Origin of the sequence: Methylobacterium sp. WL103 (genome assembly GCF_008039885.1) — a bacterium.
Taxonomy (GTDB): domain Bacteria; phylum Pseudomonadota; class Alphaproteobacteria; order Rhizobiales; family Beijerinckiaceae; genus Methylobacterium; species Methylobacterium cerastii.
On the sequence record NZ_VRUX01000976.1, the window covers coordinates 1 to 1,043 of the forward strand.

General features: G+C 66.4%; 1 protein-coding gene. It reads right to left on the reverse strand.

The annotated features are described in order from the left end of the window. On the reverse strand, positions 1-502 hold a 502-nt coding region (locus FV222_RS27155; protein WP_147816234.1), incomplete at its 3' end, for a PHP domain-containing protein. Positions 503-1,043 lie beyond the last annotated feature (541 nt).

Below are 1,043 nucleotides of genomic sequence, written 5' to 3' on the forward strand. Positions count from 1 at the left end.
GCGCCGCGAGGCGCGACTCGGCGAGGTCGGGGCGGTTGGCGCGCAAGGCCGCGTCGACCGGCCCGGTGAAGCCTCCGGTGAGCGCGATCAGCCCGTCCGACGCTTCAGCGAGAGCGGCGGCGGTCACGCAGGGCGCGTCGCCGAGGTTGGTGTCGAAGTAGGCGCGGCTCGCCAGCCGCAGCAGGTTGCCGTAGCCGACCTCGTCCTGGGCCAGCACCACGATGCTGCCGGGAGGCTTGGCGGCGCGTGCCATCGGGTCGATCGCCTCGAACGCCACCGAGAGCTGCATCCCGGCGATCGGCTGGATGCCGGCGCCGGCGGCCTTCTCGGAAAACTCCAGCGCGCCGAACAGGTTGTTGGTGTCGGTGAGCGCGAGCGCCGGCTGATGGTCGGCCAGCGCCGACTTCACGATGTCGCCGACCTTGAGGGCGCCTTCGAGCAGGGAATAGGACGAGTGGACGTGGAGGTGGACGAATCCGACCTCCTTGAGCTGGCGCGCCATGACGGTCCTTGTGCGGGTGCCCCAGGAATCCGTCCTTCGGCCGCAGGAGTCGATGGCTGGCGCGCTGCGATCTCCGATATCCACCGCCGATGTGGCGTTTGGGACGCTGGGTCTGCGACCGATTCTCCTGTGCACGGGCGCGCCGGCAACCTGTGCCGGCGAGCCGCCGTCAACGGATCGGCGCCAAGGCTACCGCCCACCCCGCCACCGCGACCGCGAGCAGCCCGAAGGCCATGAACTCCGCGACGCCGACCAGAACCATCCGCTTGAGCATGTCGGTCACTCCGTTTCGATGACCGTATTTTGTTCCTGTTTTGTTCTATGTAAAGCGTGCGCTCGTTCGACGTATCGACTTGGTTAGCGAAGCGTTACGAACGCTGTTGATTTCCGCTGAGAGTTGACCCGGCGGAGCCGGAAGTTTCCATCGAGAAGTGACCCGTGTCTGAACCCACCCCTGGCTTTTTGGTCGGGGGGTCATGGAGTGATCGACATGGCGTTATTGAGTGTCATTCGGCGCTGGGCGTTCCGAGAAGGGATGCCG